The following is a 12,831-nucleotide window of genomic DNA, read 5'->3' as shown; positions in this document are numbered from 1 at the left end:
CCCTTGTGACATGGACGGATTCCTCGACCGGACCTGCGGAGGTGTCACGGAGCTACGCGTCCACGGCGTGTCCGGCACCCCGCCCGCCGGCATACTCAACCACCCTCACCCCCGGCTCGTGGCCGGCGACGGCACCACCGGCTTCTACCGCCGCTGGTGGGCCGCCGGGCAACCGGCGGGCGACCACCCCGACGTGCCCGGCGTGCGCCGCCGCGAGGCCTACGCGTGGGGCAACCTCACCTCCGGCGGGCGGACGATCGCGCTGTGGCTGCTGCTGCTGCCGTTCGCGCTGGCCAACCTGTCGTACTTCATGTTGCCCAGGCCGCCGGGCGCCGACCGGCTGCGGCACCTGACGGAGGCGGCGCAGCGGCTGTTCGGCCTGCTGCTCACCGGCACGCTCGTCGGCGCCGTCACCCGGGCCAGCGTCGACCTCGTCGGCTGGCAGTGCACCGCGGCCGGCCGCGCCTGCACCCTCGACACCGCCCCCGTCTGGGTGCACTGGCTGGGCGCGCTGTGGGGTGGCGAGCCGTCGAAGCGGCTCGCGGTCACCGCGCTGGTCCCGCTGCTGGCCGTCGTCGTCCTGTGGTGGATCGCCCGCCGTACCTGGCGCCGCGACGAGCGCACGGACGTGGCGCCGGAGGAGCTCCGCGGCACCGGCCGCGGCGGTGTGCTGCTGGGGCAGCCGCGCCTGTGGCACGGGCGCACGCCCGTGTGGCGGCTGCGCGTCGTGCACGTGTCGTTCGCGATCGCCTCCATCGGGCTGGCGGTGTCCGCGCCGTTCGCGCACACGCCGGTCGGGTTCGCGCTGACCGCGGGCAACGCGGGCGTGCAGCTCGCCGCCGCCGTGCTGGTGGTGCTGCCGGCGACCGCGCGGCGGCTCGACCCGTACACCGGCGGGCCCGAGCCCGCCTGGCTGGGGCGCGCGATCCGGGCGCTGCGGGTGGCGGCGCCGGTCGTGTTCCTGGTCACCGCCGGGGCGGCGCTGGCCGGCCTGCCGCCCGGACCGTACACGCCTCAGCTCCCCGGCGTGGGCGTCGGCGTGCTGGAGTACGCGCTCATGATCGCGCTCGGGGTGTTCATCCTCGCCGCCGTCACCGTGCTGGCCCGCAGGGGCCGCAGGCCCGGCGAGCGGCGCGCGATGGGCGGGCTGGCCGCCTGGTTCGCGCTGATGGTGGCCGTGGGCAGCGCGAACGTGCTCGCGCTCGGCGTGCTGTTCTGGACCGCCTCGTTCTTCGGCGTGGCGGCCACCACGGCCGGCGCCGGCGCCGGCCCGCTCGGCAGGAAGCTCTTCCTCGACGACGCGGTCTGGTGGACGGCCGCCCTGGTGCCGCTGCTGGTGCTCGGCGCCGTCGTGGTCGCCTGCGTGCTGAACGCGCACCGCACGGCCGAGGCGGAGCGGCTGGCGCCCCTGCTGGAGCCGTACTACGGAGAGGTGAGCGACGCGCGGGAGGTCGCCGGGAAGTGGGCGCTGGCCACGCTGACCGACCGGATCGGGTTCGTGGTGGCGGTGCTCACCGGGCTCGGCGTGGCCGGGTTCGCCGCGGTGACCGTGATCTACCGGCTGGGGCTGTTCACGCCCGACGGGGGCGTCGCGGGGCTGCTCGCCTCGATCGGCAGCTGGGCCATGGTGGCGATCGTCGTCGGGCTGGTGCTGGTCGGGCGGCGGACGTACATCGACTCGCGGCTGCGCAGGACGGTCGGCATCCTGTGGGACATCTGCACCTTCTGGCCCCGGGCCATCCATCCGCTGGCGCCGCCCTGCTACACCGAGCGGGTCATCCCCGAGCTGATGGGGCGGGTGGCCCGCCTCGCCCGTACCGACCGGGACGAGGTCGTGCTGTCCGGGCACAGCCAGGGCAGCGTGATCGCCGCCGCGCTCGTGCTGCAGCTCCGGCCCGAGCTGCGGGGGCGGGTCCGGCTGCTGACCCACGGCTCGCCGCTCGGCCGCCTGTACGCGCCCTTCTTCCCCGCCTACTTCGGCGCGGCGGGGCTGTCGGCCGTACGCGACTCCGTCACCTGGTGCAACCTCTACCGGCTGAGCGACCCCATCGGCGGGCCCGTCTTCGCCACGGCCGACCCGCTGGCCGGCGGCGACCCGGAGCGCGCGGACGCCGGCGTGGACCGGTTCTGCTGGGACCCGCCGCTGCCCGGCCCCGGCGAGCCGCTCCCCGAGTGCCGCTGGCATTCCGACTACTGGCTCGACCCCCCGTACGCCGAGGCCCTCTCCCGCCTCGCCACCGCCTGACCCGCCGCCCGATCGCCCCGCCTCCGACCCGGCCACCCCGGCGCCGCGTCCGGCCCGCGAACCCCGTCGCGCCCGGTGACGTGCCCCGATTCCCCCGCCTTCCCGGAAGCCCTCGGCGCGCGGTGGCGGGCAAGATCTGAAATTTAGTTTTAGTTCACCCTCAAGTCTTGAAAGTTATATCCGCGGGCGATTGAGTCTGGTCGTGCAGACCCTCAGAATCCTGGCCTCCGCGCTCCTGTTAGCCCCCTTGGCGCTGAGCGCGCCCGCACAGGCCGACCCGGCACCGCCCGCAGAGGACGCGCTCGAAGCGTCGTCCTATCCGGAGTCCTCCACGCTGCTCGCCCGGGCCGCCGCCGCCCAGCCGAGACTGGAGACGGCCAAGACGACCCGGCCGGTCGCCCCCGGCATCTCGCTGACCTCGTTCGACACCTACGACGCCCTCGGCTGGCTGCGCGCCGACGCGCTCACCGCCGACCTCGGCAGCGCCGAGGCCGACTACGTCTTCTCCGGCGAGGTCTCCAGGACCGAGCCGCTGTCGGGGCCGGCCACCCGCTCGCGCGCCGTCGCGGCCGTCAACGGCGACTTCTTCGACATCAACAACTCCGGCGCCGCCCAGGGCATCGGCGTGCAGGACGGCACCCTCATCCAGTCGCCGGTCGCCGGCCACGAGAACGCCGTCGCGGTCAGCGGCGACGGCGTCGGCCGCGTGATCAAGATGTTCTTCGAGGGCACCGCCACCCCCGCCGGTGGCTCGCCGATCGCGCTCACCCAGTTCAACCAGATCATCCAGCGCGACGGCGTGGGGTTGTTCACGCCGCTGTGGGGCTCCTACAACCGGGCCCGCGCCGTCGAGGGCGCCTCGGCCGTCACCGAGGTCGTGCTGACGGACGGCGTCGTCTCCGAGGTGCGCACGGCCGCCGGCACCGGCCCCATCCCGGCCGGCACGTCGATCCTGCTGGGCCGCGACGCCGGGGCGGCCGCGCTGGCGGCGCTCAGGGCAGGCGACAAGGTCGACGTGACGTACCAGCCGAAGCCGGCGGACGGCGGCGCCGTCGAGGCCGCCGTCGGCGGCAACTGGGTGCTGGTCAAGGACGGCGTCGTGCAGAACTCCACCGACGCCTCCGCCCACCCGCGCACCGCCGTCGGCTTCTCCGCCGACGGCAGGAAGATGCACCTGCTGACCGTGGACGGCCGCCAGGCCGACAGCCGCGGCGTCACCCTGAACGAGCTGGCCGCCATGATGGTCGACCTCGGCGCGGCGAACGCGCTCAACCTCGACGGCGGCGGCTCGTCCACGATGCTGGCCCGCGAGCCCGGCTCGGCCGAGGTCCAGGTCGAGAACAGCCCCTCCGACGGCGGCGAGCGCCACGTCCCCAACGGGCTCGCGCTGTACGCGCCCGAGGGCAGCGGCGAGCTGAAGGGCTTCTGGGTGGAGACCGCGAGCGACCCGGCCAAGGCGCCCGGCGTCGCGCCCGTGGCGGGCGGCCGTCCCGACCGCGTCTTCCCCGGCCTCACCCGCCGGCTGACCGCCGCCGGCTACGACGAGATGTACGGCCCCGCCGCGGGCAAGCCGTCGTGGCGGGCCACCCCCATGGTGCACGGCGTCGTGCGCGACGGCAGGTTCCACGCCCTCGTGCCCGGCCGGACCACCGTCACCGCCTCTCGCGGCAAGGCCGAGGGCACCATCGAGCTCACCGTGCTGCAGCCGCTGGAGCGGCTCGGCACCACCGCCGACCGGCTGGGCATGGCCGGCAAGGACGGCACCGCCACGTTCGGCGTGGTCGGCTACGACCGCAACGGCAACTCCGCGCCCGTCGAGCCCGCCGACCTCGAGCTCGACTACGACGAGAGCCTGTTCGAGGTGACCGCCGCCGAGCAGGGCTACTTCACCGTCAAGGCCAGGCAGGACACCGCCTCCGGCCTGATCACCGCCAAGGTCGGCAAGCTCACCACCGCCGTGCCGGTGACCGTCGGGATGGAGTCCAGGCCGGTCGCCGACTTCGAGGACGCGGCCCGGTGGACGTTCTCCGCCGCCCGCGCCACCGGCTCCCTGTCGGCCGCGCCCGGCCAGAGCGGCGGCGGGCTGAAGCTGTCCTACGACTTCTCCACCTCCACCGCCACCCGCGCCGCGTACGCCGGCCCGCCCGAGCAGATCGTGGTCGACGGGCAGCCGCAGGCGTTCGGGCTGTGGATCCACTCGACCGGCAAGGGCGAGTGGCCGAGCCTGGAGTTCTACGACGCGCTCGGCCAGTCGCAGATCCTGCGCGGCCCCTACCTGACGTGGACGGGCTGGCGCTACGTCGAGTTCACCGTGCCGGCCGGCGTCAACTACCCGCTCAAGCTGCGGCGCTTCTACGTGGCCGAGACGAAGGCCGCCGCGAGCTACACCAACGAGATCATGATCGACGGCCTGGTCGCCAAGGTGCCGCCGTCCGTCGAGGCCCCGGCCGCGCCCGAGGTCGCCGACCCGGTGCTCAGGGACGAGGTCGCGAAGATGCCGTGGAAGTTCGCGGTCATGTCGGACGCCCAGTTCGTGGCCAGGAACCCCGACAGCGACCTGGTCAAGAACGCGCGCCGCACGCTGCGCGAGATCAAGGCGGCGAACCCGGACTTCCTGGTGATCAACGGTGACCTGGTGGACGAGGCGTCGCCCGAGGACTTCGCGCTGGCCAAGCGCATCCTCGACGAAGAACTCGGCGGAACGGTGAAATATCACTACATTCCGGGCAATCACGAGGTCATGGGCGGCGACATCGCCAACTTCCGGGCCGTCTTCGGCGACACGTACACGACCTTCGACCACAAGGGCACCCGGTTCGTCACCCTCGACACCTCGCGGCTGAGCCTGCGCGGCGGCGGCTTCGACCAGGTCGCCCAGCTCCGCTCCGAGCTGGACGAGGCCGCGAAGGACGACGCGATCGGGTCGGTCGCGGTGCTGTTCCACGTGCCGCCGCGCGACCCCACGCCCGGCAAGGCGAGCCAGCTCGGCGACCGTAAGGAGGCCGCGCTCGTGGAGGGCTGGCTGGCCGACTTCCAGCGCACCACCGGAAAGGGCGCCGCCTACATCGGGGCGCACGTCGGGACGTTCCACGCCGACCGGGTGGACGCGGTGCCGTACTTCGTCAACGGCAACTCCGGCAAGAACCCCGCCACCGCGCCGGACGACGGCGGGTTCACCGGCTGGTCGTTGTGGGGCGTCGACCCGGTGACGCCCAAGGAGGCCGAGCACGTCAGGCGCAACTGGTTCGCCGACGCGCCCGACTGGATCGGCACGCAGGTGCGCCCGCACGTGGACGACCTCGTCCTGACGGCCCCCGCGACCGCCGCCGTCGGCGCCCCCGCCCCGGTGACGGCCGCCGTCGAGCAGGCCGGCCGGACGGTCCCGGCCGCGTACCCGGTGTCGGTCTCGTGGTCCGGCTCGCCGAACCTGCACGTCGGCTCGCGCAAGACGGCCAAGCCGTGGCACGTCGCCGTCCTCGACCCGCGGGCGGGCACGCTCACGGCGCTGCGCCCGGGCCAGGTCACGGTCGCCGTCACGGTCAACGGCGTCACGAAGCGGGCCCAGGTGGCGCTGACCGCCAAGGCCGCCGCCTGACCACCCCTGGGGCCCCGCCGGACGAATGCCGTCCCGCGGGGCCCTCCCGTGTTCGTCCCCGCGGGTCGCGGGAAGGGGCATCGGGTACGAGATCGTGGAAACACCGGGGGAGGGGCAGCCGATGTCCATGGAGCTCGATCTCGTGCCCCGCGGGCTGGCCTTCGTCATCGAGGAGCTGCCGCTCGTGGACCACCACGTGCACGGCGCGTCCACGCAGGACCTGTCGCGCACGGCGTTCGAGGAGCTGATCACCGAGTCGGACCGGCCCGTGCCGCAGTGGATGACGCAGTTCGACTCCCAGGTCGGCTACGCCATCCTGCGCCACTGCGCCCCGCTGCTGGAGCTGGAGCCGTTCTGCGCGCCCGAGGAGTACCTGGCCAGGCGCGCCCGGCTCGGCGCCGCCGAGACCAACAGGACGCTGCTCGGCGCCGCCGGGATCGGGCACTTCCTCGTCGAGACCGGCTACCGGGCCGGGGAGTTGCTCGGGCCGTCCGGGATGGCGGAGGTGAGCGGCGTCCCCGCCGACGAGGTGGTCCGCCTGGAGACGGTCGCCGAGGAGGTGGCCGCCGCCGGGTGCGAGGCGGGGGCGTTCTCGCGCCGGTTCGAGGAGGAGCTGTGGGAGCGCACCCGTACGGCGCGCGGGCTCAAGACCGTCGCCGCCTACCGCTGCGGGCTCGACTTCGACCCCGCGCCGCCCACTCCCGAGGAGGTCACGGACGCCGCCGGGCGGTGGCTGGCCGCCGGGGGCGGGCGCCTGACGGACCCCGTGCTGGTGCGCTACCTCGTCTGGGCCGGCATCGAGCGCGGGCTGCCGTTGCAGTTCCACGTCGGCTACGGCGACCCCGACATCGACCTGCGCCGCTCCGACCCGCTGCTGCTGCGCGGTCTCGTCGAGCTGGCCGAGCCCACCGGGGTGCCGCTGATGCTGCTGCACTGCTACCCGTACCACCGGCACGCGGGGTTCCTCGCGCAGGCGTACCCGAACGTCTTCTTCGACGTCGGGCTGGGCGTGAGCTACGCGGGGGCGCGGGCCGAGGCCCTGGTGGCCGAGAGCCTGGAGGTGGCGCCGTTCGCCAAGCTGCTGTTCTCCTCCGACGGGTTCGGGCCGGCCGAGCTGCACTACCTGGGGGCGATGTTGTGGCGGCGGGCGATGACGCGGGTGCTGGGCGGGTTCGTGGCCGAGGGGGAGTGGTCGCCGGCGCAGGCGGTGCGCGTCGCGACCATGGTCGGCGCCGAGAACGCCCGCCGCGTCTACGGGCTGGGGGCCGTGGAACCCATGGGGATGCGCACGAGGTGAAGGAGGGCGGCAGGTGAAGGAGGACAGCAGGTGAGGGTGGAGAACAGGTGAAGGTAGACGGTCGCCGCGCGGATGCGGAGACGGCGCTGCGGGCGGCGCTGCACAGGGAACTGCCGACCGCGATCGCGTTGCGGCGGGAGCTGCACGCCTGGCCGCGCGTGTCCGGCCACGAGAGGCCGACCCTCGAACGGGTGCTCGGCGCCCTGCCCGGCCTGGACGCCGAACGCGTGGCCGGCACGGGCGCCGTGGTGCGGGTCGGCGGCCCGGGACCGGCCGTGGCGGTGCGCGGGGAGCTGGACGCGCTGCCGATGGACGAGCGCACGGGGGTGCCGTGGGCCGCCACCAACGGCGCCATGCACTCCTGCGGTCACGACGTCCACCTGGCCGCCGCGGTCGCACTCGCCCGCGCCCTGGCCCGCACGATCTCCGAGCCTCGCGCCACATCCGAGTCCCGCACGCCGCCCCTCGTGACCCCCGAGCCCCGCGCCACCTCCCTCGCCGGCGCCGAACCCCGCGCGGGCTCGCACGCGGTCGTGGGGACGGCGCCGCTGCTGGTGGTGCTGCAGCCGCGCGAGGAGACCCAGCCGTCGGGGGCGCTCGACGTCGTCGGCTCCGGCGTCCTCGAACGGCACCGGGTGCAGGCCATGATCGGCGCGCACGTCCAGCCGCTGCTGCCGGAGGGCACCGTGGCCTGCACCCCGGGGGCGGTGAACGCCTCGGCCGACGAGTTCACGGTCACTGTGACGGGTGTGGAGGGGCACGCGGCCTACCCGCACCTCACCCGCGACCCCGTGCTGGCCATGGCGCAGGTCATCGTGGCCGCCCAGCACCTCGTCAGCCGGGCCGCCGACCCCATGGTGCCGACCGTGGTCACGTTCGGCACCGTGAACGCGGGAACCGCGCCCAACGCCTTGCCCCGCGAGGCCACCGCCAGGGGCACGATGCGGACGATGTCGCCGGCCTGGCGCGAGCGGCTGCACCAACGGTTCACCGAGGTCGTGCAGGACACCGCCCGAGCGTACGGCTGCACGGCCGAGGTCGAGATCCGGCCCGGGGAGCCGGTGCTGATCAACGACCCGGCGCTGACCGTGCGAACGGGAGAGCGGCTGCGCGAGCACGGGTGGGACGTCACGGACGAGCTGCGCTCGTGCGGCGCCGACGACTTCGCCCGTTACGGCGAGGTGGCGCCGTCCCTGATGATGTTCGTCGGCGTGGACACCGAGGCCGGGCTGCACAGCCCCGCCTTCCTGCCCGGCGACGACAGCGTGGCGGCGGTCGCGGAGGCCCTCCTGGCGGGTTACCTGGAGGCGTCCTCGCCCAGCAGGTTCGCCGCGGACGGCCACCCAGCGGGACACAAAACTCATCCATGACGAAACCGCCGCGAACCTCTAGGCTCGGCGGCGATGGATCTCGAAACTTTCGCCCCCGGTTCGGGACGCCTCGAACCCCGGGCCTTCCTCCGCTCCGACGCCCCCGCCCTCGATCTGAACGGGACGTGGCGCTTCCGACTCTCGCCGGTCGCGGACGTCCCCGCCGACTTCGCCGACCCCGGCTACGACGACTCCTCGTGGGACGAACTCCCCGTCCCGTCCCACTGGGTCCTGCACGGCCACGGCACGCCGGCGTACACGAACGTCGTCTATCCGATCCCCGTCGACCCGCCGCACGTCCCCGACGAGAACCCGACGGGCGACTACCGCCGCGTCTTCGACCTGCCGGGCGACTGGACGGGCGGCAGGCTGCGGTTCGAGGGCTCCGACTCCTTCACCCGGGTCTGGCTCAACGGCCACGAGCTCGGCCACTCGACCGGCAGCCGGCTGCCCGCCGAGTACGACGCCGGGCCCCATCTCCGGCCCGGGCGCAACGTGCTGGCCGTACGCGTGCACCAGTGGTCGGCCGCCACGTACCTGGAGGACCAGGACATGTGGTGGCTGCCGGGGATCTTCCGCGACGTGACGCTCACCCGCTCGACCGCCGACGTCTTCGTGCACGCCTCCTACGAAGCCGGTCGCGGCACGCTGAGCTTCGCGGGCTCCGGCACGCTCAGCGTGCCCGAACTGGGCGTCACCGGCCTCGAACCCGGCGCGCGGGTCACCGTCGACGCCGAGCCGTGGACGGCCGAGACCCCGCGCCTGTACGACGCCGTGGTGACCTGCCCAGACGAGACGGTCCGGCTGCGGATCGGCTTCCGGACGATCTCCATCGAGGACGGCGTGCTGCTCGCCAACGGCCGGCCGCTGCTGCTCAAGGGCGTCAACCGGCACGAGTTCCACCCGGAGCACGGCCGCGCGGTCCCGTACGAGACGATGCGCGAGGACGTGCTGCTCATGAAGCGGCACAACGTCAACGCCGTCAGGACCAGCCACTACCCGCCCCACCCTGCCTTCCTCGACCTGTGCGACGAGCTGGGCCTGTGGGTCGTCGACGAGTGCGACCTGGAGACCCACGGTTTCGGCGAGGTCGGCTGGCGCGGCAACCCCACCGACGACCCCCGCTACGCCGACGCGCTGCTCGACCGCATGCGCCGTATGGTCGAACGCGACAAGAACCACCCCAGCGTCATCATGTGGTCGCTCGGCAACGAGGCCGGCGTGGGCCGCAACCTGGCCGTCATGGCCGACTGGACGCGCGAGCGCGACCCGTCCCGGCCGCTGCACTACGAGGGCGACCGGTCCTGCGCGCACACCGACGTCTACTCCCGCATGTACGCCTCCCACGCCGAGGTCGAGGCCATCGGCCGCTACGAGGAGGACCCGCTCGACGACCCCGCGCTGGACGCGCGCCGGCGGGCGATGCCGTTCCTGCAGTGCGAGTACGCCCACGCCATGGGCAACGGCCCCGGCGGCCTGGCCGAGTACCAGGAGCTGTTCGAACGCTACCCGCGCCTGGCCGGCGGGTTCGTCTGGGAGTGGATCGACCACGGCCTGGCCCACCCCGAGTTCGGCTACGCCTACGGCGGCGACTACGGCGAGCCCCTGCACGACGGCAACTTCGTGATCGACGGCCTCGTCTTCCCCGACCGGACGCCGTCACCCGGGCTGCTCGACCTGAAGAAGGTCTTCGAGCCGGTGCGGATCGAGTTCGGCGACGGCATCGTCCGCGTCGTCAACGGTTACGGCTACACCGACCTGTCCCACCTCGAGTTCGTCGCCACGGTGCAGGTCGAGGGGGAGACGGTCGCCGAGCACCGGCTCGACGTGCCCGCCGCGGGCGGCGAGTGCAAGCTGCCCGACACGGCGGACGGGCCCGCCGGGGAGCGATGGCTGACCGTACGCGCCGTGCTGGCCCGCGACCTGCCGTGGGCGACGGCGGGCCACGAGGTGGCCTGGGCTCAGGCGCTGCTGGCCCGCCCCGAGCCCCGGCCCACCGCCGGCGACGGATCCCGCGCCGGCGCCCACGCCCGGGTGGCCGTGTCGGCCTTCGCGCGTGAAGCCGGCGAGGTGACCGCCGGCGGGTGCGCGTTCGACGCGGCCACCGGGCGGCTGACCCGGCTGTTCGGGGTGGAGGTCGAAGGCCCCCGGCTGGACCTGTGGCGCGCGCCGACCGACAACGACCGGTACGGCGGCCTCGAACGCAAGTGGCGCATGCTCGGCCTGCACCGGCTCACCCACCGGGTGGACGACGTCTCCTTCGGCGAAGGGCTCACCGTCCGCACCCGGGTCGCGCCGGCCGCCACCGACCTCGGCATGCGGGCGACGTACCGGTGGACGTTCGACGGCGGGCTCCGGCTCATCCTGGACATCGAGCCCGACGGCGAATGGTACGACCCGATCCCGCGGCTCGGGATCACCATGTCGCTGCCCCGCGCCGCGGTGGACCGGGTCACCTGGTTCGGGCCCGGCCCCGGTGAGGTCTACCCGGACACCGGCATGGCCGCCCGGATCGGCCGCTGGTCGGCCACCGTCGAGGAGCTCCAGACGCCGTACGTCCACCCGCAGGAGAACGGGCACCGCGCCGACGTCCGCTGGGCCGACCTCGGGGCGTTCCGGGTGTCGGGCGAGCCGACGTTCGGGCTGACCGCCCGGCCGTGGAGCACGGACGAGCTCGCCCGCGCCCGCCACCGGCCCGACCTGGTGCCCGGCGACCGGGTCCACCTCCACCTGGACCTCGCCCACCAGGGCATCGGCACGGCCACCTGCGGCCCCGGCCCCCTCCCCGCGTACAACCTCATGGCCCGCCGCGCCACCCTCCGCCTCCGCTTCGACCCCTCCTGACCCCGCCGTGCGGTGGGGGCGAGCCGGCGAACCCGCCTCGCCCCATCACGCGACGGCGCCGGACGGTTGCCCGCAATCGAGCGGGCGGGGGGTGGAGGGGACCCGGCCCCTTCCATCAGGGCCGGGTCCGCGAGGTCAAGCCGGGGCGGTGAGGATGGTGCCGGCGCCGACCGTGAGGCCGCCCTCGCGGACGGCGAAGCCGAGGCCGGCCTCCAGCGCCACCGCCTTGCCCAGCCGCACCGTCACCTCCACGGTGTCACCCGGCCGGGCGTCCAGCCCGTCGGGCAGCGTCAGCTCCCCGGGCACGTCGGTCGTGCGCAGGTAGAACTGCGGCCGGTAACCCGACGCGATCGGCCTGCGCCGCCCGCCCTCCTCCGCGGTGAGGAGGTACACCCGGGCGGTGAACGACCCCAGGGCCTGCTGCGTGCCCGGCGCGGCGAGCACCATGCCGCGCCGCACCTGCTCGCGGCGCACGCCGCGCAGCAGCACGGCCGCGTTGTCGCCGGCCTCACCGCGCTCCATCGTCTTGCCGAACGTCTCCACGCCCGTCACGACGGCGGAGAACCCGTCGCCGAACCCGACCGCCTCGACCGTGTCGCCGACCCGCACCGTGCCGCGCTCGATCGCCCCGGTGACGACCGTGCCGCGGCCGGTGACCGTCAGCACGTTCTCCACCGGCATGAGGAACGGCGCGTCCACGTACCGCACCGGCACGGGGATGTGCTCGTCCACCGCGCGCAGCAGCGCCTCGACCGACGCCGTCCAGGCCGGGTCGCCCTCCAGCGCCCGCAGCCCGGACACCCGCACCATCGGGACGTCCCGGTACCCGTGCTCGGACAGCAGCTCCTGCAGCTCCAGCTCGACCAGGTCGGTCAGCTCCGGGTCGGCGCCGTCGGCCTTGTTGACCGCCACGACCAGGTGCTCGACGCCGACCCGCTTGGCGAGCAGCACGTGCTCCCTGGTCTGCGGCATGATCCCGTCGTGCGCGGACACGACGAGGATCGCGCCGTCGAGCTGCGCCGCCCCCGTGATCATGTTCTTCACGTAGTCGGCGTGGCCCGGCATGTCCACGTGGGCGTAGTGCCGGGTGTCGGTCTCGTACTCGACGTGCGAGATGTTGATCGTGATCCCCCTGGAGGCCTCCTCCGGGGTCCGGTCGATCCGCTCGAACGGCGTGTACGTCGCCTGCCCGCGCGCGGCCAGCACCTTCGTGATGGCCGCGGTCAGCGTGGTCTTGCCGTGGTCGACATGGCCCATCGTGCCGATGTTGAGATGCGGCTTGTTGCGTACGTAGGCCTGCTTGGCCATGGTTCCTTCTCTCGAAGCCTGAAGAATGCGTGACCCGTCAGGGCCGACAACCTCCCCCCGCCGGGTCACTTCAGGACTTACGGGAAGAGGTCAGCGCTCCAGGCCGTCGCAGGCACGCCCGAGCGCGCCCGGCAGTGCGGGCGTCGCGAGGTGGGCGTACCGGAACATGATG

General features: G+C 74.0%; 6 protein-coding genes. 5 read left to right on the top strand and 1 reads right to left on the bottom strand.

Going from position 1 to position 12,831, the window contains the following annotated elements; all coding sequences use genetic code 11:
- Positions 1-10 precede the first annotated feature (10 nt).
- The 5 genes from ACIBP6_RS14285 to ACIBP6_RS14265 all read left to right on the top strand — a co-directional run bounded on the left by ACIBP6_RS14285 (position 11) and on the right by ACIBP6_RS14265 (position 11,351).
- Complete coding sequence (locus ACIBP6_RS14285; protein ID WP_397052161.1) at positions 11-2,245, top strand: hypothetical protein; 2,235 nt, start codon at positions 11-13, stop codon at positions 2,243-2,245.
- A gap of 202 nt (positions 2,246-2,447) precedes the next feature.
- Positions 2,448-5,840, top strand: coding sequence for a phosphodiester glycosidase family protein (locus ACIBP6_RS14280; RefSeq protein WP_397052159.1), 3,393 nt, complete (start codon positions 2,448-2,450; stop codon positions 5,838-5,840).
- A gap of 121 nt (positions 5,841-5,961) precedes the next feature.
- Complete coding sequence (locus ACIBP6_RS14275) at positions 5,962-7,137, top strand: amidohydrolase family protein (RefSeq protein WP_397052157.1); 1,176 nt, start codon at positions 5,962-5,964, stop codon at positions 7,135-7,137.
- Between the two features lie 47 nt (positions 7,138-7,184).
- Positions 7,185-8,507, top strand: a complete 1,323-nt coding sequence (locus ACIBP6_RS14270) for a M20 family metallopeptidase (protein ID WP_397052155.1) — start codon at positions 7,185-7,187, stop codon at positions 8,505-8,507.
- Positions 8,508-8,540: 33 nt separating this feature from the next.
- Entirely contained in the window at positions 8,541-11,351 is a 2,811-nt protein-coding gene (locus tag ACIBP6_RS14265; RefSeq protein WP_397052153.1) for a glycoside hydrolase family 2 TIM barrel-domain containing protein, read from the top strand.
- Between the two features lie 135 nt (positions 11,352-11,486).
- On the opposite strand, the gene tuf is transcribed toward ACIBP6_RS14265, so the two are convergent.
- Positions 11,487-12,659 carry an elongation factor Tu gene (gene tuf, locus ACIBP6_RS14260; protein ID WP_397052149.1) on the bottom strand — a complete coding sequence of 391 codons (1,173 nt, stop codon included), beginning with the start codon at positions 12,657-12,659 and terminating at the stop codon, positions 11,487-11,489.
- Positions 12,660-12,831 lie beyond the last annotated feature (172 nt).

Origin of the sequence: Nonomuraea terrae (genome assembly GCF_044465245.1) — a bacterium.
Taxonomy (GTDB): domain Bacteria; phylum Actinomycetota; class Actinomycetes; order Streptosporangiales; family Streptosporangiaceae; genus Nonomuraea; species Nonomuraea terrae.
This window is presented reverse-complemented; position numbering and strand designations above follow the sequence as displayed.